General features: G+C 49.9%; 14 protein-coding genes. 11 read left to right on the top strand and 3 right to left on the bottom strand.

The window, feature by feature from the left end; genetic code table 11:
- Window positions 1-391: 391 nt before the first annotated feature.
- The 3 genes from B5M13_RS27820 (at window position 392) to sufD (ending at window position 12,482) form a co-directional block, all read left to right on the top strand.
- Window positions 392-10,093, top strand: coding sequence for an SdrD B-like domain-containing protein (locus B5M13_RS27820; RefSeq protein ID WP_080058773.1), 9,702 nt, complete (start codon window positions 392-394; stop codon window positions 10,091-10,093).
- Between the two features lie 207 nt (window positions 10,094-10,300).
- A complete protein-coding gene (gene sufC / locus B5M13_RS27825; protein ID WP_080058774.1) occupies window positions 10,301-11,050 on the top strand; it encodes a Fe-S cluster assembly ATPase SufC in 750 nt (249 codons plus the stop codon).
- A gap of 106 nt (window positions 11,051-11,156) precedes the next feature.
- Window positions 11,157-12,482, top strand: coding sequence for a Fe-S cluster assembly protein SufD (gene sufD, locus B5M13_RS27830; protein WP_080058775.1), 1,326 nt, complete (start codon window positions 11,157-11,159; stop codon window positions 12,480-12,482).
- Between the two features lie 58 nt (window positions 12,483-12,540).
- Here sufD and B5M13_RS27835 read toward each other — a convergent pair whose 3' ends face one another.
- Window positions 12,541-15,129: a response regulator gene (locus tag B5M13_RS27835; RefSeq protein WP_245859522.1), complete on the bottom strand. Its 2,589-nt coding sequence runs from the start codon at window positions 15,127-15,129 to the stop codon at window positions 12,541-12,543.
- A gap of 393 nt (window positions 15,130-15,522) precedes the next feature.
- Here B5M13_RS27835 and B5M13_RS27840 point away from each other — a divergent pair, with 393 nt between their 5' ends.
- Genes B5M13_RS27840 through B5M13_RS27850 form a run of 3 tightly spaced genes read left to right on the top strand, consistent with a single transcriptional unit; the run spans window position 15,523 to window position 18,650 of the window.
- Window positions 15,523-16,383: an alpha/beta fold hydrolase gene (locus B5M13_RS27840; protein ID WP_080058777.1), complete on the top strand. Its 861-nt coding sequence runs from the start codon at window positions 15,523-15,525 to the stop codon at window positions 16,381-16,383.
- A 31-nt stretch (window positions 16,384-16,414) separates the two neighbouring features.
- Window positions 16,415-17,722 (top strand): M20 family metallo-hydrolase, encoded by a 1,308-nt coding sequence (locus tag B5M13_RS27845; RefSeq protein WP_080058778.1) that lies wholly within the window; start codon window positions 16,415-16,417, stop codon window positions 17,720-17,722.
- A gap of 10 nt (window positions 17,723-17,732) precedes the next feature.
- Complete coding sequence (locus B5M13_RS27850) at window positions 17,733-18,650, top strand: esterase-like activity of phytase family protein (RefSeq protein ID WP_080058779.1); 918 nt, start codon at window positions 17,733-17,735, stop codon at window positions 18,648-18,650.
- 27 nt (window positions 18,651-18,677) lie between these two features.
- Here B5M13_RS27850 and B5M13_RS27855 read toward each other — a convergent pair whose 3' ends face one another.
- Window positions 18,678-19,685 carry an IS110 family RNA-guided transposase gene (locus tag B5M13_RS27855; RefSeq protein WP_080058384.1) on the bottom strand — a complete coding sequence of 336 codons (1,008 nt, stop codon included), beginning with the start codon at window positions 19,683-19,685 and terminating at the stop codon, window positions 18,678-18,680.
- Between the two features lie 626 nt (window positions 19,686-20,311).
- Between B5M13_RS27855 and B5M13_RS27860 the strand changes: the two genes are divergently transcribed.
- Entirely contained in the window at window positions 20,312-21,319 is a 1,008-nt protein-coding gene (locus tag B5M13_RS27860; RefSeq protein WP_080054512.1) for an IS110 family RNA-guided transposase, read from the top strand.
- 21 nt (window positions 21,320-21,340) lie between these two features.
- On the opposite strand, the gene B5M13_RS27865 is transcribed toward B5M13_RS27860, so the two are convergent.
- Window positions 21,341-22,774: an ArnT family glycosyltransferase gene (locus B5M13_RS27865; protein ID WP_080058780.1), complete on the bottom strand. Its 1,434-nt coding sequence runs from the start codon at window positions 22,772-22,774 to the stop codon at window positions 21,341-21,343.
- Window positions 22,775-22,974: 200 nt separating this feature from the next.
- Here B5M13_RS27865 and B5M13_RS27870 point away from each other — a divergent pair, with 200 nt between their 5' ends.
- The 4 genes from B5M13_RS27870 to B5M13_RS27885 are packed head-to-tail and all read left to right on the top strand — an operon-like array spanning window position 22,975 to window position 25,174.
- Window positions 22,975-24,213 carry a cysteine desulfurase gene (locus B5M13_RS27870; protein WP_080058781.1) on the top strand — a complete coding sequence of 413 codons (1,239 nt, stop codon included), beginning with the start codon at window positions 22,975-22,977 and terminating at the stop codon, window positions 24,211-24,213.
- Window positions 24,214-24,234: 21 nt separating this feature from the next.
- On the top strand, window positions 24,235-24,462 hold the full coding sequence (locus tag B5M13_RS27875) for a hypothetical protein (RefSeq protein WP_080058782.1): 228 nt from the start codon (window positions 24,235-24,237) through the stop codon (window positions 24,460-24,462).
- Window positions 24,459-24,743: a type II toxin-antitoxin system RelE/ParE family toxin gene (locus tag B5M13_RS27880; RefSeq protein WP_080058783.1), complete on the top strand. Its 285-nt coding sequence runs from the start codon at window positions 24,459-24,461 to the stop codon at window positions 24,741-24,743. The genes B5M13_RS27875 and B5M13_RS27880 overlap by 4 nt, the downstream gene beginning before the upstream one ends.
- Window positions 24,744-24,745: 2 nt before the next feature.
- Window positions 24,746-25,174, top strand: a complete 429-nt coding sequence (locus B5M13_RS27885) for a SufE family protein (protein WP_080058784.1) — start codon at window positions 24,746-24,748, stop codon at window positions 25,172-25,174.
- Window positions 25,175-25,185 lie beyond the last annotated feature (11 nt).

Raw genomic sequence — 25,185 nt, forward strand, 5'->3', positions numbered from 1 at the left:
TATAAAACAGCTTTATTCTATGATCACCAACGAATTTCCAATTTACTGGCATGGCATTTGTGGAGTCCACTATTTGACCAATGTAACCGTTGTCAATGAAGTAAAATTAAGGACTTCATTGGGCGTTTACGTCAACCACTACAGCTATTTTAAAAACAACTGGTAAATCAAGTTGCCTGTTTATCAACTTGATAGTTTGCGTCTAAGGCACTTACCGTTTTTGACTGTAGTACAGTGGCTGGCCTAGCAGAATGGGAACGTTCGTCAAAGCCGACAGGCATTACTCAGCTATATCCAACAAAGACATCCAGGAAACATTAAACCACTTTCGGGTGGATAGATGTGCTGTTACTTCAACGTTCCGTGTAATTCATTTTAATTTTTTTACTCTATGCCTACCTGTACTATGGCGTCGACCACGCAAGTAATTCAGAAACGGCCTTTTACTCCTGGTGGACTGGTAAAAGCAACCTGTCTTACCGTGTCTTTGTTCTTTTTAACGCAGCTATTCTCTGTGGGATTAGCCCAATGCATTTCCAATTCGACACTAACCATTCCCGTTACATTAAGTGGCGACGATGCTACGGAAGTCACCTCTGGAACCGTTTCGACCATTAACACCTCTAGTGCCGATCTGGCTTTTTTCAATCGGTATATTGGTATCCGTTTCGCGTCGGTGTACATTCCAAAATCGGCGACGATAACAAACGCCTATATTCAATTTACGGGCAACAGTGCTACGTCTACTTCGGCCGGTATATCGAACGTAGGGATTCGTGGACACAACGTTGCCAATTCGAATTCATTTACTGCCGCTATCGGATCCAATGATATTTCAAGCCGTTATACTACAGCACCAACATCGGCATCGGTCAACTGGACAAATTCAGCCACCTGGACTAATGGGGCTCAGGGTGTGAATCAACGCACGCCCGATCTGAAGGCCATTGTGCAGGAAATCGTTAATCGCTCCGACTGGAAACCCAATAATGCGATTACGTTATTACTCAACGCTACTTCAGGCACAGGCCCTTCGGCCAATGCCTACGATGAGCCCAGCAGCGGTGACCCTAAACTGGTTATCACGTATCAGGCCACAACGACCGTTACCGTTACGCCAACCGTTTCTGGATGCTACAACACTACGGCAGGTAGTCGGGCTACAGTAAGTGTAGAAGTTGGCTGGACCGATGCTCCAGCCAACGATAACCTGGTTATTAAGTTGGGGAATCAGACGCGGCAAGTTACGCCTGGTATTAATGTCATCAGCTTTTTTGATCCAGACCCTTACGAAACCCAGGTACCGGTAGAGTTCGCATCCCCTCAGGTATTCACCTTCGAAATTCCAGCCGACGGGTCGGGCGGTACAGTAACCGCTTCTTTTGCGAGCAACACCGTCTGTACGAGTACGGCCTCCTTCACTGCCCCGGCGGCCTGTCAGCCAATAACCTGTACCTCCGGTACTGACCTGAGTGGTACTGCCTTCAATGATTTTAATGGCGACGGGGTCAAAAATGCCGGGGAAACAACAGGGGTTTCTGGTATTGTTGTGAAAGCATACGATTGTGCCGGTACGGTGTATACCACGACGACCGATGTAAACGGCCAATATAAATTAACCATCCCCCTCGCTAATTATCCCGTTCGGCTGGAGTTTACGAACCTCCCATCAGCCTACTCAGCTCAGGGAACGCCGAATGGGGTAGATGGTCGGACAACGGTCCAATTCATCACAGCGCCCGATTGCGGAGTCGATCTGGGCATGTCGGACCCAACGGATTATTGCCAGAACAATCCCAAAATTTTCGTACCCTGCTACGTGAATGGAAACCCATTGGCTAGCGGAACAGCGGGTACACAGGATGCCTTTGTATCCGTAAATTATAACGATTTTTCAACTTCTACCGGATCGGGCAACTATACGAATTCAACCAATCCGGCTCATATTGCCAGTGCCTCTCAGGTTGGGGCGCTTTGGGGCACGGTTTACAACAAACAAACCAAAACCATATTTACCTCATCGGTACTGCGTCGGCATGCTGGTTTGGGCCCATTAGGGCTGGGCGGTATTTATGCCATCAATCCAACCACCAATGCGGTCAGTAATTTTCTGGACGTCACCAACCTGGGTATCAACGTCGGATCAGCCAGCGTAGGTAGCAATGTCAGCCGTGGATTATCGGCCAGCGCTATTTCGTTTAGCCATGATTCGGCCGCCTTTGCACAGGTCGGTAAAGTTGGTATTGGCGGCTTAACTATTTCGTCGGACGGCAACCAGCTTTATTTCGTCAACCTATTCGATAAAAAAGTCTACCGCTTAGATATCTCAGCCTATAATGCGGGCGGTGCATCGCCAACTACGTCGACTTCATTTGCCATCCCCAATGGCTGCTCGAATGGCAATAATTCCCGACCCTGGGGTATCAAATACCATAAAGGCAAGGTATACGTAGGCGTCATCTGCGATGGGTCAGTAACGGACAATCGGTCGGATATGCGGGCTTTTGTGTATGCCCTGGACCCTGTAGCCAATACCTGGAGTACTATTTTTGACTTCCCCCTGACCTATCCGAAAGGCCCGGCACTGCTGAACGATGATATACAGGCAGGAGCCGCTTCGAACAACTGGCGCACCTGGACAGATAACTTTGATCAACTGGTCTTTGTCGATGGGCATTACCTGTTGCGTAGCCAGCCTATTCTGTCGGGGATTGAATTCGACATCGACAACTCGATGGTACTCGGCTTTGCTGACCGCACAGGGTTACAGGGGGCGGCCGATAATTATGGCACACGGGCAGCCGACACCAAATTGTATTATGCCATTAGTGGTGGTGATATACTCCGGGCAGCCAATATCAATGGTGTTTACATTCTGGAAAACAATGCAAAGGTCGCTGGTATTACCGGTGCTTTACCAAACAATAGCCAGGGACCAGGTTCGGGCGAATTTTATAATGACGACTTCGTTCAGGTTGGTATTTTGGTCCATACCGAGAATGCGCTGGGAGGTCTGGCTATACGTCCGGGTTCAGGAAACGTGCTGACTTCGGCAATGGACCCCTTGAACGAAGTACCCTATGCCAATGGATTCCGCCAGTTTTCAAACGCCAACGGCTCGATTCAGTCATCCTATGTAGTTTTTCAGAACGGAAACTTCCAGAAATCGGTCGGTTTGGGTGACTTTGAGTTAGGTTGTACTACGCCTACTTTCATTGAAATCGGTAACCGTGTCTGGTTCGACACCGATAATGATGGAATTCAGGACCCCTGCGAACAGAGTTTGTCGGGTGTTAATGTCTCGTTATATAAAGCAGGAGCGGTTGTAGCGACCACAACGACGAACGCGAATGGCGAGTATTACTTCTCATCAAAAAGCAAACTGACCAACGGTACCTGGAATGGCACAGGGGCGGATACAACACTTCTGCCCAACACAGCCTATCAGGTGGTATTCGGAACTGGCGGCCAGTTTACAGGTGGTTCGCTTACTATTAGCTCGAATCGGTATCAGCTTACCCAGGCACTAAGCACTGCTCCTACCGCCAGTACACTGAACGATTCCAACGTTCAACTGGCAACAATCGGTGGCAATAGTTTACCGGCTATCAGTTTCACTACGGGCGGGGCCGGTACAGTCAATCATACCCTCGATGCTGGTTTTACCTGTGCGCCAGCCGTAATCGCCAGTCTTGTGGCCACCCCTGCTGTCTGCGTAGGCCAAACGGTAACGGCTAATAGTGCCCGTATCGATCTGACAGGGGTTCAGAATGGAGATAAAGCATTCTTATACACAGCCGGTCCAGCGCCATCGTACACAGCCGTTAGCGGACAACCCGTATCTTCCTCTGCGGTTTCGTTTACTGGATTAGCCGACCCTGCTACATCGGCTGGGCAGAGTTACTCGATCATTGTCTATAGCGGTCCAGTCTGCTCAACGGTGGTCTCGGTAACGTTGGCCAAAGCCGTTTGTGGCACCTGTGCCATAGGGGTAGCGGCAACACCAGGAGCCTGCCAGGCGGCAACCAACAGCTACACGGTTACCGGAACCGTTAGCCTGACCAGCGCTACTGCCGGACTTGTCACGGTGACGGATGGCAGCAGTACTACCTCATTCAGTGTTTCCGTAGGGCAAATTTCAGCGACCTATTCCTTAACAGGTTTACTCTCTAATGCCAGCCTACATACGGTAACGGCTACGTTACCCGGATGCAGTACGGCAACCACAACTTATACGGCCCCTGCCTCGTGTTCGGTGGCACCATCATGCGGTTTGGCAATGGTGGTTACCCCCGGCCTGTGTACATCCGCGACAAATACTTATGCACTCTCGGGCACGATTACGTCAACCAATGTACCAGCCAGTGGTACGCTGACAATAAATTCGGATGCATTTACGCCCAGAAGTCTTACATTACCGGCAGGCAATGCTTCAGGAACCTTCAGCTATTCAGGCTTAGTGAGTAATGGCCAAACCTATACCATCACGGCCAGCTATTCCAACTCAGCCTGCGCTCCTGTCAGCCAGACCTTTACCGCACCTGTTTCCTGCTCGGTAGCTCCGCCCTGCTCGCTCAGTGCCGTAGCTACAGCGGGACAATGCAGCACAGCCACCAATACCTATTCTGCTTCGGTTGTCGTGAGTCTGACCAACAGTTCGGCCGGTACGCTCACCGTTAGTTTACCCGGCACCAGTCCAATCAGTCAAACGATTGCGGCTAACACCCCCACTTTCACGGCTGTCTTCAACGGACTAGTCTCCGATGGTCTTAGCCATACGGCCACCATCAGCCTGCCCGATTGCGGTACCACTACAGCCACCTTCACCGCTCCAGCTTCCTGCTCCATCGCCCCTGTCTGCTCGCTCAGTGCGGTGGCTTCGGCCGGAACCTGTAGCTCAGCTACTAACACCTATTCGGCTTCGGTAACCGTGACCGTACTCAACCCTGTGGCGGCTACCCTGACGGTTAATCTGGCAGGAGGCTCACAGACCTTCTCCACCACGGCCAATGCCCAGAACACCTTCACGGCTGTCTTCAACGGGTTGGTCTCCGATGGACTCAGTCATACGGCCACCGTTAGTCTGCCCGGTTGTGGCACGACCACTGCCACCTATACCGCTCCAGCCAGTTGTTCGGTGGCTCCAGTTTGTTCCATCAGTGCGGTGGCTACGGCTGGTCAGTGTGCTACGGCCACCAACACCTATTCGTCAACAGTAGTGGTAACGGTCAACAATCCAACATCGGGTACGCTTTTAATTACGGACGGTACGCAAACCCAGCCGTTCGCTACCACTGCCGGTGCAACCAATACCTTTACGGTTATTTTCCCTGGATTAGTCTCCAATGGCAGTACGCATTCTGTAGTGGCCACACTGCCGGGTTGTTCGACAGCAACGACAACGTATACAGCACCAGCGAGTTGCTCGGTAGCACCTGGCTGTAACCTGAGTGTAACGGCTAGTGGCTCCAACTGTAATCCGGCTACGAACCAGTACGTATTGAGTGGAACGATAAACCTGACCAACAGCCCGACCAGTCAAACTCTGACCCTAACGGATGGCAGCTATGTCCGTTCGCTAACGGCCAACGCCGGTACAACGTCAATTGCTTTCAGCTACACAACCCTGCAAAGCGACGGAGCCGTACATACGGTGACGGTGACCAGCAGTGCCTCGGCCTGCGCTACCACCAGCACCACGTATACAGCCCCTGCCAGTTGCTCGGTGGCTCCGGTTTGCTCGATCAGCGCCGTGGCCACACCCGGACTCTGCAGCACCGCCACCAACACATTCTCCAACACGGTAACGGTTACGATGAACAACCCAACTACCGGAATACTAACGGTTACGGATGGAGTTAATAGCGTAACCTTTACCGTTCCGGCTTCAACAGGGACGACTACTGCCGTCGCTACCTTCAATGGCATCGTATCCAATGGGGCTTCGCACACAGTAACGGCCACTTTACCCGGTTGTTCAACGACAACAACAACCTACACAGCCCCCGGCTCGTGTACACAACCGACTGGTACGCAACTGACCTTATCGAAATACGTCAGCAAACCTAAAGCTAAACTTGGTGACGTACTGACCTATACTGTTGTATTGACCAATACAGGCAGCACAACGGCCACTAATGTTGCGGTTCGCGATTCGATGACAACGGGACTACGTTATGTAGGCGGTTCAGCTACTGCTCCGACAGGTACAACCTTCAATCAGGGAACCCCGCTTAGCACTTGGACAGTAGGAAGTCTTACTCCCTCTCAGAGCTTTACGCTAACTTACCAGGCCATTGCCGACAGCTCGGGGATTCTGTATAACAAAGCAACCATACCGGGCGATACAGCTAAAGTATGTACTACGATTCCGGTACAGGTTTGTACAGGCGATGTTTATCTGTTCAGACTGAACGCACCCGCTGGCCGAACCAGTTATAAGTGGTACAAAAACGGCGTATTGATCGTAGGGCAGACGACGCATATCCTCGACATTACGACACCTGGAAGCTACAGTTTGGCTGCCGATAGTTTATCGGGTCTATGCCCTAGTTTTAGTTGCTGCCCCTTCATTGTTGAGGAAGATACGCTGCCAACGTTCCAGGCTTCAGCCCTGGCGGCTACCTGTGCAGGTGGTTTGGTGCAGGCAAACGGTCAACTCGTGTTAAGCAACTTCAAAACAGGATACACCTATCAATATTCCACAGGCACTGATTTCAATGAATCCGCTCCACTCTCAGGAACCGCCCAAACGATTCCGGTCAATGGAATAATTGCGAACAATTTACCAAATCCGGTTTCGGCTCAGGCGTATACAGTAAGGGTTTTCAACAGCAGCGGTTGTTATACGGATGTTACAGTCACCTTAAATCCGACCGCATGTATCTGCTCATTATCGGCCGTAGCCACGCCAAGCCAGTGTAATACGGCGACTAATACCTATTCGGCTCTGGTGGCCGTCAGCCTGACAAATTCATTGACTGGCACCATCACGGTGAGTATTCCTGGAGCATCACCCGTTAGCCAGACAGTAGCCGCCAATACATCGGTGGTAACGATCACAGTTCCTGGCCTGCCATCAGACGGCGCTATTCATACAGCAACGGTATCCCTACCTGGTTGCTCGACAGCTACAGCGGTTTACTCCGCTCCGGCCTCCTGCTCGGTAGCTCCGCCCTGCTCGCTCAGTGCCGTAGCTACGGCGGGACAATGCAGCACGGCCACCAATACCTATTCTGCTTCGGTTGTCGTGAGTCTGACCAACAGTTCGGCCGGTACGCTCACCCTTAGCTTACCCGGCACCAGTCCAATCAGTCAGACCATCAGTGCCAATACCAGCTCGTTCACGGCTGTCTTCAACGGACTAGTCTCCGATGGTCTTAGCCATACGGCCACCATCAGCCTACCCGGTTGCGGCACTACAGCGGCCAGCTATACCGCGCCGACAAGCTGTTCAGTAGCGATTCCAGTTCTGGCCTTAACTGTAACGCCCGGAACTTGCCAGAGTGCAACCAACCAGTATTCTATTTCGGGAACGCTTTCACTCACCAATGCTCCGGCCAGTACAGTTATCTTCTCAGATGGCCTTGTGGCGACTACCGTATCGGTCAGTGCAGGCGCTACTTCCGTAGCGTATACGCTGGCAGGTTTGAGCAGCGGGACAGGCTCACATACGGTAACGGCCAGCTTAGTTGGTCAGGTGGTCAGTGCGACCTATACCGCTCCGACTAGCTGTTCAGTAGCCCCTGTCTGCTCAATGACGGCTATTGCCACACCAAGTCAGTGTATGCCAGGCACCAACACGTACTCGGCACTGGTTGCGGTAAGCTTAAGCAATCCAGTGAACGGTACCATTACGGTGAGTATTCCTGGAGCATCACCCGTTAGCCAGACAGTAGCCGCCAATACATCGGTAGCTACCGTAGTAGTCCCCGGCTTGCTTTCTGATGGAGGGATTCATACCGCAACCGTAACACTACCCGGCTGCTCAACGACCACATCGGTGTATTCGGCACCTGTTTCCTGCTCGGTAGCTCCGCCCTGCTCGCTCAGTGCCGTAGCTACGGCGGGACAATGCAGCACGGCCACCAATACCTATTCTGCTTCGGTTGTTGTGAGTCTGACCAACAGTTCGGCTGGTACGCTCACCCTTAGCTTACCCGGCACCAGTCCAATCAGTCAAACGATTGCGGCTAACACCCCCACTTTCACGGCTGTCTTCAACGGACTAGTCTCCGACGGTCTTAGCCATACGGCCACCATCAGCCTGCCCGATTGCGGTACCACTACAGCCACCTTCACCGCTCCAGCTTCCTGCTCCATCGCCCCTGTCTGCTCGCTCAGTGCGGTGGCTTCGGCCGGAACCTGTAGCTCAGCTACCAACACCTATTCGGCTTCGGTAACCGTGACCGTACTCAACCCTGTGGCGGCTACCCTGACGGTTAATCTGGCAGGAGGCTCACAGACCTTCTCCACCACGGCCAATGCCCAGAACACCTTCACGGCTGTCTTCAATGGGTTGGTCTCCGATGGACTCAGTCATACAGCCACCGTTAGTCTACCCGGTTGTGGCACGACCACTGCCACCTATACCGCTCCAGCCAGTTGCTCGGTAGCTCCGCCCTGTTCCATAACTGCCGTCGCTACGGCTGGTCAGTGCGCCACCGCTACCAACACCTACTCGGCTCTGGTAGTGGTTAGCCTGACGAATCCTGTCAACGGCACCATCACGGTCAGTATTCCTGGAGCCTCTCCTGTCAGCCAGACGGTAGCCGCCAACGCATCAGTGGCAACCATCTCCGTGCCCGGCCTGCCTTCTGATGGCGCTATTCATACGGCAACGGTAACGTTGCCCGGCTGCTCGACTACTACGGCCGTATATTCGGCTCCAGCTTCCTGCTCCGTAGCTCCACCCTGCTCGCTCAGTGCCGTGGCTACGGCAGGAACCTGTAGCACGGCCACCAACACCTACTCGGCTTCAGTAACGGTAACGGTTTTGAATCCTTCAAACGGGACGCTTAGCGTGAATTTGGGCGGAAATACGCAAACAGTCTCTACAACAGCCAATGGTCAGAATACCTTCACGGTTATCTTTACGAACCTGCCTTCAGATGGACTCACTCATACGGCCACCGCGAGTCTGCCGGGCTGTGGTACATCCACAAGTAGCTATACGGCCCCTTCCTGCTCAGTCGCGCCGGTTTGTTCCATAACTGCCGTCGCTACGGCTGGTCAGTGTACCACCGCTACCAACACCTACTCGGCTCTGGTAGTGGTTAGCCTGACAAATCCTGTCAACGGCACTATCACGGTCAGTATTCCTGGAGCCTCTCCTGTCAGCCAGACGGTAGCCGCCAACGCATCAGTGGCAACCATCTCCGTGCCCGGCCTGCCTTCTGATGGCGCTATTCATACGGCAACGGTAACGTTGCCTGGCTGCTCGACTACTACGGCCGTATATTCGGCTCCAGCTTCCTGCTCCGTAGCATCGACCTGCTCCATGAGTGCTGTCGTTACGGCAGGGGTATGTCAGTCAGCAACCAACACATTTACGACAAAGGCGGTCATCACGTTGGCTAACCCAGTTACAGGCATACTCACCGTGACCGATGGCCCTACTAGTATGACCTTTGCCACTGTGACGGGCGCTAGTGCATCCTTTACGGCTACGTTTGCCAATCTGGTTTCGGATGGTTCCAGCCATACGGTCGTCGCTTCGCTACCGGGCTGCTCAACAACTGTAAGCACCTATACCGCTCCGGCTAGCTGTAGCGTTGGCATGACTATATCCGTAACAGATCCGGGTGTGTGTCAGCCCAATACGAACACCTATAACACAACGGGTGTCATTGCACTGACCAACGCTCCTGCGGGTATTATGACGATTTCAGACGGTATACTCAGCCTGACCGTAACGGTTGCGGCCGGAACTACATCAGTACCGTATTCCATGATGGGACTATTAAGTGGCTCAGGACTACATACGGTGACGGTGAGCTTTGCCGGACAAACGGCTCAGACAACCTACATGGCTCCTGTTCCATGCTGCGTATCACCCGTCTGTGTTCCCATACGAATCAAGCGGGTACGGTAGAGAACCTCTTGATCGCAATTCAGAAAGCCCTCTGACCGTCTGGTTGGAGGGCTTTCTGTTCGTTTGTGTGACTAGATGCCGGTGAATTTAGGATTAGCAGCCGGTACGCCAACTTTTAAGTAGTTGATTTTGTTACCCGAACAGAGAGATACTGATTCATCTGTTATCTTTGCGGCTCATTTGCCAACGAGGGCATTACAACCTATTATGTTATCCATCAGTAATTTACAAGCCTCTATCGGCGACAAAGAAATATTACGAGGTCTCAATCTGGAAGTCAACCCCGGTGAGGTTCACGCAATTATGGGTCCTAACGGTGCAGGAAAAAGCACCCTGGCATCTGTATTGGCAGGTCGGGAAGATTACGACGTAACGGGCGGCAGCGTTACCTTCGACGGTAAGGACTTATTGGACATGGCCCCTGAACAACGGGCGGCCGAAGGTATTTTTCTGGCCTTTCAATATCCAGTCGAAATACCGGGCGTCAGTACAACCAACTTCCTCAAGACGGCGATGAACGAAATCCGAAAATATCGGAGTCAGGACCCGCTCGATGCTGTGCAGTTTCTGAAGTTGATGAAAGAAAAGATGAAACTCGTCAACATCGACCAATCACTGCTGAGCCGATCATTGAACGAAGGATTTTCGGGGGGAGAAAAGAAACGAAATGAAATCTTCCAGATGGCCATGCTGGAACCCAAACTAGCTATTCTGGACGAAACGGATTCGGGGCTGGATATCGATGCCCTGCGGATTGTAGCCGATGGTGTCAATAAACTCCGGTCGCCAGAGCGCGCTACGATTGTGGTTACGCACTACCAGCGGCTACTCGACTACATCGTACCTGATTTTGTGCATGTTCTGTACAAAGGTCGTATCGTAAAATCAGGCCCGAAAGAGTTGGCTCTCGAACTGGAAGAAAAAGGCTACGACTGGATTAAAGCCGAAGCAATCTGATATAGGGTATACACTGTATAATACATGAATGTATAGTGCAATTGACATAAAGCGCATCATTCACAGTATATCATACACCTTACATCCTACATCATACATCAAAAATATGACTCCCTCTTACGCATCTTATAACGAGTTTAAAGAGCAATTGCTGGCGGCTTTTCGGGACAACGAAGAGCGAATGAACGGCGAGCGTAAAAGCGCGCTGCATCAGATCCGGCGTAGTGCTCTGAGACAATTCGACCAGCTTGGCTTTCCAACCATTCGGAACGAAGAATGGAAATACTCCAGTGTAAATGGCCTCTTGAAACAGTCGTTTGAACTGGACGAGACAACCACACTGACGATAGATGACCTGGCTCCGCTGGAAATTCCAAACCTTGATGGCAACATTATTTATTTTATCAATGGGCGCTATCATGCTGAATTATCCAGGCTCATCAGCCCGGCCGACCAGGTTCAGATCATGAGTTTCGCCGATGCTACAAAAGCAGATCCTGAGCTAATCGATACCCACTTCGCCCAGTATGCCGACTATCAGGAGAATGCTTTTACGGCCCTAAACACCGCGCTGGCTAACGACGGTATTGTGATCCGGGTACCTGCCAACGCAACGGTGGAGCAACCGATCATTCTTCGGTTTATTACCGACACACGCACTAAAAACATCACCTCGCAACCCCGTAATCTGGTACTGGTGGGCAAAAATGCTGAGGTCATGATGGCCGAGTCGTATCGGACTCTGGGCGAAGGCACCAGCTTCGTGAACGTCGTTACTGAGATTGTCCTCGAACGGGATGCCCGGATGCAGTATTACAAGGTGCAGAACGAAACCGAACAGGCGTATCATATTGGGACCACGCAGGTAAACCAGGCCGATAACAGTCATTTTTATTCGGCTACGGTCACGCTCAACGGCAGCTTTGTGCGTAACAACCTGAATATTGTACTGAATGGTCAGCAGGCCGAAGCGTTTATGTATGGCCTCTACATGCCAAACGGCCGTCAGCATGTCGATAACCACACGTTGGTAGACCATGCCATGCCCAATTCGTACAGTAATGAACTGTACAAGGGTATTCTGGACGACAACAGTACAGGGGTTTTCAACGGTAAGATTTTCGTCCGGCCCGACGCCCAGAAAACCAACGCGTATCAGTCGTGTAAGAATGTCGTCCTTTCGTCTGGCGCTACGATGAACACCAAGCCGCAGTTAGAAATTTTTGCGGACGATGTAAAGTGTTCTCACGGAACTACGACCGGTCAGCTCAACGACGAAGCCTTATTTTATATGCGTTCACGAGGGATTCCGAAAGACGAGGCCCGGACGTTGCTGCTGTATGCATTCTCGCAGGATGTGCTGAGCCAGATCAAAATTCAACCTATCCGGGAATATCTGGAAAAGGTGGTGACACAAAAACTGACGAAATAAATCTAACTGAATAAACTGTTGAATAGCTCCTTATCTGGAGCTATTCTGCTTTATGCCCCTACGCTTCGCCATCAACGCTGGACTGAACATACTGGCTTAATTGGGGCAATACAGCTTTCACTTCCCGGATATATTGCTCTACTAATGGCTGGATGTCACTAAACGCTTTCTTTTCTCGTATCAGTGCTTCCGTTTCCAGGATCAATCGGGTCGCTTCGTGCATACCCAGCATTTTGGTGTGGACCTGCTGGGTGTGAATGAGTCGCTTTATTTCCTCTACATTCTGCTGGCTTATTGCTAGTTGTAAGGCATCCATGCCCTGCGGGGTCTCATTCAGGTAAATGTCGATTAACTCAGTGGCCAATTCCATGTTATTACCAACGGCGTTGAGTAAAGGATCAATTGAAAACTGAGTCGATAAAGGTGTTATCTGCACCTGTAAAGAGGTTGGGCGAACCAGCCGATTGGCCGACACGTATTTGCGCATGAGCAACTGAAGCTCCTCCAGTTGGAACGGCTTCGGCAGAAAATCATTCATTCCCGCTTTCAAACACTCTTCCTGCTCACTGGGCAGCGCATGGGCTGTCATGGCAATAATAGGCACTGTACTTTTCAGGGTTGACCGGATCTGACGAGTCGTTTCATAGCCATCCATAACCGGCATCTGGAGATCCATCAGAATCACATCAAAAGCCGCTTCGGCCAGCATAGCAAGTGCTTTCTGGCCATTGTCGGCTACCTGAACATGATATCCCAATCGTTTCAGTACCTGAACGGCCAGCTTTTGATTCATCAGATTATCTTCAACCACCAACACCCACACATCCCCTTCAATGGGAGCCATAGTCGACAAAATCGGCTGATTAAAGGTATTCGGCTGCTGGGCTATCGGGTAAGGGATCGCTACGATAAAACGAGACCCCTGCCCCACCGTACTGCTCACCTGAACCGAACCACCCTGAAGTTCGGTCAATGCTTTGACAATGTTTAGCCCCAGTCCCGTTCCTCCATAATACCGGGTCGTAAAATCGTCAGCCTGCTGAAAACGTTCAAAGATGGCAGGCAATACATCTTCGGCAATACCAATACCCGTATCTTCGATAATGAAGCGCACCATTACGCGTTCGGCCGTTGACGGCTCCCCTTTCTCGACAAACAGGCTTACACTGCCCTGCTTGGTAAACTTGATAGCATTATTCAGCAGATTCAGCAGGATCTGAGTCAGGCGGGTCGGATCACCTAAGAACAGATCGGGCAAATCCGAAGCTATTTTAACTGTCAACTGCAAGCCTTTATCGGCTACGGCTGCCTGGCACATAGCTCGAAGCGAGGCAGTCAGCATCTGAATACTAAACGGAATCGACTCCAGTTTGATCATCCCAGCTTCCAGCTTGGAAATATCAAGAATGTCGTTCACAATCGTTAACAGGTTCTTACCTGCCGTTCGAATCAAGCCAATATACTCCCGTTGTTCTTTATCCAACGTTGTTGTTTCCATCAATTCGGAAAAACCAAGCATGGCATTCAGGGGAGTCCGAATTTCATGGCTCATGTTAGCTAAGAAATCCTCCTTGATCTTAGCCGCTTTTTCGGCAATTTTCTTAGCCTCCTGCAGGCGAGTCTGCGATTGAACACGATCGCTAAGATCGATACTCGATGTAATGACGTATTGCAATTGCCCTTGGGCATCGTAGACTGGTGTGGCCGAACTGAGTAAATGAATCACTTTACCATTGACGCGTAGCTCAAGATCATCTACCTGTACCGTCTCCCCCTGCAACGCTCGGTAGGTAGGCCGCTCTTCAGGTGGATAGGGTACCCCATCAGGAAACCGGAAGAGGTAATCTGTATTGACCGTTCGGTTGTATTGATCAAAGACAAGCAGATTATCAAACAAATGATAGGCGGCCTGGTTAGCGTAATAAAATTTACCTTCCCGATCAACGATGACGATAGGAACGGGCACCGCTTCGAGTAATTTCTTGGCTTGCTGGTCGCTTTCGGTAAGTTTTTGATTAAGTTGATTACTCTTTCGCAAGGACCGATACAATACGTAAATGGCCCAAAGAATCATTAATAAAGCCGCAATTGCCCCTATCAGATTGCTGATAGTGGCGTACGAAACCGAGCGTTTGTTCTGCGCTTCACGGGCTTCAAGCAAAACGTTTTCGTAGCTTTCCGTTGCTTTAAGCACCTGATAGAAGTTACTGCTAATACTTAAAAACCGTTCGATCGAATCGAGCCTTGCCTTCCCCGGCTCAATTCCATTGTCCTGAAACAATGTACGGCTTCGATCCAGCTTTACCTGAAAGAGCGTATCCAGTAACTGCAAACGTTTGAATTGAACTGGATTATCGACTGATAGCGTTCTAAGGCTTTTCAGCTGCTGACTCATTTCACGACTGGTACGCTCAAAGTCAGCTTTGAAATAGAGATTTTCACTCAGTAGATAGCTGCGCAAATCGTTATCCATATTGGTCAGCAAGGCTAACAATCGCTGCGTTTTATTGAGCACGCGATGGGTATGCACGACCCAATTATTCAACTCAATTAATCGATCGGTTGTATGCCAGGCGTTGATTCCAATGAGTATAGTAATCAGTAAACCCAAAGCGATCATGAAGGAGATGCGTCGGTTTCTGTTCATGCTAATTCGTTTACGTAATCAAAGATCGTTTGCCTACCAGAGTTTTAGCCGGTACTACTTTAGATAGTTTATCAGTAACGTAAGTAGAAAATACAAAAGTAAACACAATTCAATAAAGGAAACAGTAAAGTTACCAATAATAAATATATATAAACAAAGTACAAAAATGCAACCGTTCCATAGATCGGGGATGGACAGTCCGTAAGAGCACATAACCCATAGGACAATTGATTATGTAGTCCTGGAGAGACACTAAGTTCCTATGCCCTAGTATTAACCTGACCTGATGGACTGCGTGTGCAGGCAACTGCTTTTTGCATTCATAGAGCAGTTCCTCACCAAATTTTTTAACTTGCCATTATACCCTAACGGTGCCTCACTACTCTACCTCTCATGAAACAGTTTCTCCTGATTATCATTGCGTTTCTGGCAATACGACCACCCGTTATTGCCCAATCGACCCTCCCCCTGGCATCGTCTGGAAAAGCGGTTTATGGCAACAATTCAAAAGCTGGCCACTACGCCAGCATCCGGGGTTTTAGGATGTATTACGAAATCTACGGTACCGGAAAGCCACTGCTGCTCATCCATGGGAATGGGGGCTCGATCGAAAACTTCAGGAATCAGATCCCTTACTTCGCCAAAAACTACAAAGTAATCGCCGTCGATAGCCGGGCGCAGGGCAAATCCGTTGATCCCAGCGATTCCCTAACCTACGAAATGATGGCCGACGACTTTAATGCGTTGCTGAATGGGCTTCACCTGGATTCGTGCTATGTTATTGGCTGGAGCGACGGGGGAATCGACGGCCTTCTACTGGCTATACGGCATCCAGAGAAAGTAAAGAAACTAGCGATTACAGGCGCTAACCTTTGGCCCGATAGTACAGCGATCGAACCCGGCCTTTTTCAGTGGATTGTCTCTGCCAACGACAGCCTTGCCAGGGTAGCCCAGACGCCTGCCGTCAAGGCTCAGAAGAAGCTGCTCAACCTGATGGTCCTCCATCCTCACATGTCAACGACCGATCTGAAGCAGGTACAATGCCCTACCCTGGTCATTGGTGGCGATAATGATGTAATCCTACCCACCCATACGCTTGCCATTGCCCAGGCTATTCCACAGGCGAATCTATGGATTTTACCCAATTCAGGTCATTCGACGCTTATCCGTTACAAGGATACGTTTAATCAGACCGTAGGCGATTTCTTCAAAACCCCTTACCGGCCCATAAAAGGCATGGCAAAACTCGAATGACACGTCCTCAATACAACCAAACTATACAACCATGAAACGAATATACCTACCTTTAATAATCAGTCTGCCTCTACTCATACCATCCTTTGTATTGGGCCAAACCACCCCAATAAGTCTAAAAATCAATCCACAACGAATTGAAAGCCGAATTGCTGAATTAGCCAAATTTGGCCGGGATTCACTTGGCAGGGGGTACCGGGTTGCGTATACCAAAGGCGATGTGGAAGGGCGAAACTGGTTTATCGGTCTGATGAAACAGGCAGGACTTAACCCTACCATCGACGCAGCCGGGAATATCATTGGCAAACGGGCAGGAAAAAACGCCACCTTGAAGCCCCTGGCCTTCGGCTCACACATCGACATGGTGCCTGATGGCGGCAACTATGATGGCTGCCTGGGTTCCATTGGCGCGCTGGAAGTGATTGACGTTCTGAACGAACATAAACTGGTAACGGAACATCCGCTGGAAGTGATCATTTTTGCCAATGAAGAAGGGGGCACCATCGGCAGTATGGCCATGGCAGGTCATTTAACCGCGAAGGGCTTACAAGCTGTTACGCAGAGCGGCCTTACCGTAGCGAACGGTATTAAAGCCATTGGCGGCAACCCCGACCATATTCAAGAAGTAGCCCGAAAAAAGGGCGATTTGAGCGCTTTCCTTGAGTTACATATCGAGCAGGGAGGCATTTTAGAAAAAGAGACCATCCAGATCGGCGTGGTAGAAGGTATTGTAGGCATCGAGCATTGGGAAGTTACGGTAGAAGGATTTGCCAACCATGCGGGTACCACGCCCATGAACATGCGGAAAGATGCGCTGCTGGCGGCTTCCCGATTCATTGTGGCCGTTAACGAGGTGGTGACCAGTTATGAAGGCAGGCAAGTAGGCACCGTCGGAAAAATTGCGGCTCAGCCCGGAGCGTATAACGTAATTCCGGGCAAGGTAGTTTTGGGGCTGGAACTACGCGATCTTGACTACGATAAAATCTGGAAGCTGTTCAGGGATATTGACAAGAAAGCCTCAGCCATTGCTATGGCAACGGGCACAAAAATCTCATTTACGCATCAGCCCAACCCAGCCAAACCGGCATTAACCGAAAAGACTATTCAGGATAAGATTGTAGCCTCTGCCAAATCGCTGGGCCTCACTTACAAATATTTACCCAGCGGTGCCGGGCATGATTCGCAGGAAATTGCATTGATTGCTCCCGTCGGTATGATCTTCGTACCCAGCGTCAATGGCATTAGCCACTCGCCCAAAGAATTTACCAAAGCGGTCGATATGACCAATGGGGTCAATGTATTGCTTCAAACTATATTGGCCATCGACAAAGCCAAATAAACCATCCTGAATGAGAATCCTTCTTGTACTTACGTGCTGCTTAACAATTGTATCGGCTTCAGCACAAAGCGTACAGTTCACCTTCGACGGTGATTCGACAACCATTCCGCATACGATCGATAGCCTGCGGGGCATTTCGGGGCTGGACATTAATCCGGCAACGGGCGAGTGGCATTTGGTTAGCGATCGGGGCCGGCATTTTGTATTCACCAATATCCGCAACATCCGCGACCTGGGCGATCAATCCCGATTAACGGTTTCTGAGCCTACCCCCTACTGGTTCGAAAGTATCCGCTACGATAGTCGCAGCAACACGTATTTCTGGACGGATGAGCATGAGTTCGTTACGTCGCTGCTGTACGGTCAATCGGTTCACGACAGTACACGGCAGATTCTGCTAAAGCTACCGCTCCCCAGTTCGAACAAGGGGCTGGAAGGCATTACACTAACCTCAACAGGTGCGCTGTGGGTTGCTCCCGAAGCAGGTTGGGAAGGCCAGACCCGCATCAATCAGGACACAATCACATTTTTTCGGTACGCCACTCCCACGTCCCCAGACCCATCCGTCGAACGCTTTTCTTACCCAATCAACCGGTGTGCCTTTGCTCAGGGCGACGAACGCGTGGGCGGAATTTCTGAAATTGTAGCTGTTGACGATCAACATCTGCTGGTGCTCGAGCGCTGTTACGACAGTGTGCAAAAACGTGTAACAGCCAATCTGTATGTGGCTACCATCAATGAGCAAACGCATATCCTTACGAAAGAACTAGCTTTCGATTTCAACCGTCAGTTTCCAGGTAATGTCTGTAACCTTGAAGCGATGGCCTGGGCCGACGCTCAGCATCAAACCCTCGTTGTGATCGCTGATGATAATTTCCGGTATACCCAAACGCTACGGAATCAGGTGATTGTGCTGAAACGACGATAGTAATAGAACCGCACGGATTTCCATGGTTTATGCAAGCGCTGGCGTATAATTTTTGTCATATTTCTGTTCTCGATGAACCACCGAGCAAACCCGGTGGATTAGCTTATTGCGAACCGCGTTGAGAACGAGCATCTTATTTTTGCCGTCAGCTACCTTGCGCTGGTAGTAGGTCTGTAGCTCACCTTTCATCCGGATCGCTGACATGGCCCCTAAATGAAACAGAGATTTTAGACGTAAACGAGCATGTTGGCTCACCCGCGTTTTGCCACGCACACTGCTACCCGATCGGTATTCAAAGGGTGCCACACCCGCGTGACAGGCCAGTTTTTTAGGATCGTTGATAGCCTTGAATTCGTTGGTAGCCACCAACACTTCAGTCGCTATGGCATCACCCACACCGGGAACGGAGGTAATCCAGGCAAAAAGCTCCTTCAAGCGATCATCACTTTGGATGAGCGTATCGATCTGTTTTTCGGCATTTGCCAAATCGGCAGTGATGGCTTTTAACGAGGCCTGGCAGTTTTGGGCCAGTTGCTTTTGGAGTGACTTTTCCGCGAAGCCCTGCTGTTCGTCAATAGGTTGTTGAAGTTGCTGGCGAACGCGAAGAAGCCGTTGACGAAGGGCACTTAACGTGGCTAGTTTTTGCAGAATAGGCCTTGGTGGCTGCCAAAGGCACATTTTGTCTCGAAAACGGAAGGCGTACTCGGCAATGCGGATTGCGTCAATGGTGTCGCTCTTACCGCGCTGAAGGCCCCCGGCCTTCTTAATTTGAAGACTACTTTCCAACCAAATAGGTAGCTTCAATTTGTAAAGGGAAGATAAAAGATGCGCACAATAAATGCCTGTATGTTCGAGACAGCAGACCGATTCCATTACCGTAAATCCAGGCAACGCCTTCACCAATTTGACGGTGGCCCTAATCGCTGCTGGTGAGTTAACCGATTGAGCTTGCAATACTATGGTTTTGCCATCAAAGACGGCCCAGTCAAGGGTAGCTTTCGAAACGTCAACACCGATGAAGTAGCGAATGTCCATGAGAGATAGTAATTTAGGGTGTTCAATAAGTTCTTGCTTTGGTGCTCAAACCCTTGCTAATGGGCCTAGTTGCCCTCATTTCCATTCGAGCCTTCAAGCAAGTAAAACAGGGTGGGTCCTGAATCCGCGCCTAGAGCTGGAACTCTGCGGCCCCATAGGGTAGCCCACCCTGTTCACTAGTTGACAAGCTACCAAATCTTGAAATCTTACCACAAGACAAACCTAAAGGGCGGCCCCGGCAGATTTTTATGATCGTTATGATTACAGTGTTGTCGGTTTCTCAAAACCGAACTACGGACAAGGTTTTGAGAAACCTCACTGTGGCAGATATGGGTATCTGCCATCACAATTAAGATCTGTGTAAATCATAATCATCATAAAAATCTGCCGGGGCCGCCCTTTAGGTTTGTCTTGTGGTAAGATTTCAAGATTTGGTAGCTTGTCAACTAGTGAACAGGGTGGGCTACCCTATGGGGCCGCAGAGTTCCAGCTCTAGGCGCGGATTCAGGACCCACCCTGTTTTACTTGCTTGAAGGCTCGAATGGAAATGAGGGCAACTAGGCCCATTAGCAAGGGTTTGAGCACCAAAGCAAGAACTTATTGAACACCCTAAATTACTATCTCTCATGGACATTCGCTACTTCATCGGTGTTGACGTTTCGAAAGCTACCCTTGACTGGGCCGTCTTTGATGGCAAAACCATAGTATTGCAAGCTCAATCGGTTAACTCACCAGCAGCGATTAGGGCCACCGTCAAATTGGTGAAGGCGTTGCCTGGATTTACGGTAATGGAATCGGTCTGCTGTCTCGAACATACAGGCATTTATTGTGCGCATCTTTTATCTTCCCTTTACAAATTGAAACTACCAATTTGGCTAGAGAGCAGCCTGCAAATTAAAAAAGCAGGCGGTTTACAACGAGGTAAAACCGACGCTATCGATGCTATTCGCATTGCCGAGTACGCCTTCCGTTTTCGAGACAAAATGTGCCTTTGGCAGCCACCAAGGCCTATTCTGCAAAAACTAGCCACGTTAAGTGCCCTTCGTCAACGGCTTCTTCGCGTTCGCCAGCAACTTCAACAACCTATTGACGAACAGCAGGGCTTCGCGGAAAAGTCACTCCAAAAGCAACTGGCCCAAAACTGCCAGGCCTCGTTAAAAGCCATCACTGCCGATTTGGCAAATGCCGAAAAACAGATCGATACGCTCATCCAAAGTGATGATCGCTTGAAGGAGCTTTTTGCCTGGATTACCTCCGTTCCCGGTGTGGGTGATGCCATAGCGACTGAAGTGTTGGTGGCTACCAACGAATTCAAGGCTATCAACGATCCTAAAAAACTGGCCTGTCACGCGGGTGTGGCACCCTTTGAATACCGATCGGGTAGCAGTGTGCGTGGCAAAACGCGGGTGAGCCAACATGCTCGTTTACGTCTAAAATCTCTGTTTCATTTAGGGGCCATGTCAGCGATCCGGATGAAAGGTGAGCTACAGACCTACTACCAGCGCAAGGTAGCTGACGGCAAAAATAAGATGCTCGTTCTCAACGCGGTTCGCAATAAGCTAATCCACCGGGTTTGCTCGGTGGTTCATCGAGAACAGAAATATGACAAAAATTATACGCCAGCGCTTGCATAAACCATGGAAATCCGTGCGGTTCTATTTCTCTTGACGGGCATAAATTGTATTCCACTCATCCTGAAAGACACGGTGGTATGGCCCAAGGGCTGCCGGAGCGTTTATCGGAATATTGTAACTCGCATTCAGGCGGTGATCGCTGATAATGTACTCGACCTGCTCCTGCTCTGCCAGTTGAAAAAAATCGTTTAGGGCTAAGTCCTTTCGCTTTTTCGCCAGAAAAAGGTAATAAGTCAACCCCCAGATTTGGTAAGCCTCCATCTGCCCAAAGAAAAACTCAAGTGGGGCAATCACCTTCGTGTGCTTGTGAGGCATGTAACTTGCCAGCAGGGCGTTATGCTGTTCGGTATCAGGTACGGTTCTATTCTCGACAATTACCTCCCGAAATTGGATGGCGCTTACTACAAAATACCCGATCAGCAAAACCTGCATCAATCGCCATTGCCAGGCTGGTTGATGGGACAGACAGGTTATCAGCCAGTTTGCCACCAGAATCGATAGCCAGGGCAGAAACAACAGAAAGTAAATGTCTGTACTGCTTTTGGTGAGCAACCAGAACGAGCCGATCAAGAGCCCTGTGTAGAGCAACAGAGCGTTCGTTCGGCCAATCTGCTTTCGAAACAAAATGGCGCAGAGTAGTACAAGTACAGTCAGAGCAGCTTCGTTCTGACTATGAAAAAAAATCTGATGGAAATCGGCCATCACCGTCAGCTTTGCCATCAGGCCAAAATTTTCCTGCGTTGCCGGATCGTTGCGAAATTGGTCGATCAAGGTTCCAATCTGCCCAGCCAACAACGCATCGAGCCCATACAGACTAAGCGTCAGCCCCCCCGCCACACCGAACGCCAGCATAGCCCGCCAGCCTACTTTTAGCCAAAGCCATACCGCCCCCGCTATCAGGTATATGATTCCGTTCAGATGTGTCAGAGCCGACAGTCCGGCAAATAGCCCCGCCAAAATTGGTTTCGAACGCCATCCCTTCGGCGGGTCAATAGCCAGATACGAAGCAAACCCGATGGTCATACACATGGTTTCGGGTCGGTTCACCGATATAAACCGAATTAATGTGCCACAGCCAAAAAAGAGAAAAACTGAAAGCCATTGCTGCTCCCGAGACAACGAACGGCCTGATATCCAGACTAAATACCCGCCAAGCAGGCCAAAGAGAATACTGACCAGTTTAGTGGTGGCTACGGAAACGCCCGTTGCCGACATAATCAGCGCACCAGCATAGATGAACAGTTTATGGAAGACGAAGACCCCTTTATTCCAGCCATTATAGTCACGAAACAACTCCGATTTCACCTGCCCGGTATGGATAAGCCAATACGACTGCTCGGCAAACCAGGCTTCATCGTAATATTCGGCGCGGTGAATAAACGTGATCACCAGCCCGGCAAGCAGTACTAGTAATAAAATCAGATAGGTACGTATCGGAAATAGTACAGATGGCATAGGATTGAAGCGATTTGACACAAAAGGTATCAATCTATACCATTTCGTTTACCGATAAAAATAGATGATGTATTCTAATTTACATGTGCCCTGATCTATTGACCTGATGTCTGTGTAAACGACGGTTCTTTCTGCGATGCTCCGAACCTAATTCGAGCCGTTTTACGTTTCCTTCTCAATAGACATTCTTTTGCGTGCCCATGCAATCAGCCCTAGATACCCCACTCGACATTCAGAAAATTCGTCAGGACTTTCCGATACTGGATCAGCAGGTCAACGGTCGGCCACTGGTTTACTTCGACAATGCCGCTACGAATCAGAAACCGCTACCCGTCATCCATGCGTTGACACGGTATTATGAAGGCTATAATGCGAATATTCACCGGGGCATTCACCATCTGGCCGAACAGGCTACGGCTGCTTTTGAAGCGTCGCGCCGGGCCATTCAGGAATTTCTGAATGCCAAACACTGGCAGGAGATCATCTTTACCTACGGTACTACCGATGGCATCAACCTGGTTGCCCAGAGCTATGGCCGACATTTCCTCAAGGAAGGCGATGAGATCATTATCTCAACCATGGAACACCACTCCAACATTGTTCCCTGGCAAATGCTTTGTGAAGAAAAGGGTTGCGTCCTGAAGGTGATTCCAGTCGACGATAACGGCGAACTGTTGCTGGATGAATACGAAAAGCTGCTGTCGGAGAAAACGAAGTTTGTATCCTGCGTACACGTATCCAACGCACTGGGAACCATCAACCCCGTCAAAACCATCATCGACAAAGCCCATGCGGTCGGAGCCGTGGTCCTGATCGATGGAGCGCAGGCCAGCTCCCACCTCGAACTTGATGTACAGGCGCTCGATGCCGATTTTTATGTTCTGTCGGCGCATAAACTCTACGGCCCAACGGGTATGGGCGTTTTGTATGGTAAAAAAGCCATTCTGGACGCCATGCCACCGTATCGGGGTGGCGGTGAGATGATTAAGGAGGTGACGTTCGCCAAAACAACCTATGCCGATCTGCCCTATAAGTTTGAAGCAGGTACTCCTAATATTGCCGATGTAGTCGCGGTAAAAACCGCGCTTGAGTATATGGCTGGTTTAGGCAAGGAAGCCATTGCCGCCCACGAAACCGACCTTCTTCACTATGCCACTGAACAGTTAATGGAGCTGGACGGCTTGCGCATTATTGGTCAGGCGAAGCAAAAAATCGGGGTCATTTCATTTGTTATGGAAGGCATTCACCATCAGGACATTGGTGTGATCCTAGATCAACAGGGCATTGCCGTCCGAACGGGCCACCACTGCACAATGCCCCTGATGCAACGCTTCGGCATTGCCGGAACTACGCGGGCCTCATTTGCGGTTTATAACACCAGAGACGAAGTAGACCGACTCATTCAAGGCCTACGCCGAGTGCAGAAAATGATGTTGTGATTACCTAAAATCGCCAAAAACATGGAAGAAGAGCTTTTGCTTGATAAGAACCAGGTAATCGAGAGTTTTGGCAACTTGCCTGATAAAGTATCGGCTGATGAGTTAATTGAACGTATTTTATTTATCCGTTTGATTAATGAGCGACTTTTAGAAGCTAAAACCACCCCGGGTACCTCCCATGAACAATTCATGGAGGAATTTAAGGCGTTTAAGGCTGAAAAAAAGGCTGAACGACAAAACAGGCCATGACATTGATTTGGAATGACGAGGCTAAAGAGGATGTTCGAAAAGCCTATAGTGATTACTTTGAGATCTCCCCTTCCCTGGCTGACGATTGGTCGGACGAGTTAGATAAAAAACTAGGATTATTATTGCAATTTCCAGAAATGGGGCGCCGAGTACCTGATTTTAATATTAGTTTTATTAGAGAGGTATTTGTTAGAAAATATCGGCTTGTCTATCAATATCAGGATGATATACTCCGCATTTTAGGGGTTCGCCCTATGGGGCAACCACTTGGCAGATTCTAATTATGACCATTAACGAAAAACAGGACGAAATCATTGACGAGTTCGAGTTGTTCGAAGATCAACTCGACAAGACACAATACATCATCGATTTAGGCAAAAAATTGCCACCCATGCCTGAATCGAAAAAAACCGACGAGAACCGAATCATGGGTTGTCAGTCGAAAGTATGGGTGGATGCCGAACTAAAAGACGACCGGCTTTATTTTTATGGGGACAGTGAACCTACCGCCCAGATTTCGAAAGGGCTGGTGGGATTGCTGATTCGGGTATTGTCGGGCGAGAAACCGGAAGACATTGCCAATGCCGACCTGTACTTTATTCCACGAGTTGGCATGGGTAACCTGATCACCTCATTACGGGCTGGCGGGCTGGCCTCGATGATTGAACGAATGAAAGCGTATGGTCGAGCATATTCAGGGCAAACCGCTTAATTTTTCAGATT

Source organism: Spirosoma aerolatum (assembly GCF_002056795.1).
In the GTDB taxonomy this organism is placed as follows: domain Bacteria; phylum Bacteroidota; class Bacteroidia; order Cytophagales; family Spirosomataceae; genus Spirosoma; species Spirosoma aerolatum.